Source organism: Pseudomonas sp. 32_A, assembly GCF_017490905.1.
Lineage (GTDB): Bacteria > Pseudomonadota > Gammaproteobacteria > Pseudomonadales > Pseudomonadaceae > Aquipseudomonas > Aquipseudomonas inefficax.
Window position 1 is genome coordinate 1 of the sequence record NZ_JAFGYI010000544.1, and the last position, 228, is coordinate 228.

1 protein-coding gene is annotated in these 228 nt (G+C 62.3%); it reads right to left on the reverse strand.

The window, feature by feature from the left end; genetic code table 11:
* Window positions 1–152: 152 nt before the first annotated feature.
* Window positions 153–228, reverse strand: a 76-nt coding sequence (locus J5M58_RS28230) for a hypothetical protein (protein WP_243432580.1), incomplete at its 5' end; no start/stop codon positions are given.

The window sequence follows — 228 nt, forward strand, 5'->3', positions numbered from 1 at the left end:
GAGAGCAGTGCCATCCCAGCAAGAGCTGGTTCTGTCAGAAGAGCCATGCCCTTTAGAGCTGGCTCTATCAGGAGAGCAATGCCCTTGAGAGCAGCACTATTCCTGTGGGAGCTGGCTTGCCGGCGATGGGCTGCACAGCAGCCCCAATGGCCTTAACGCTGCACGGGCGTCGGCCGCTGCACTTCAGCCCTGCGCCCCAGCACCTCATACACCGACGGATACGCCGGC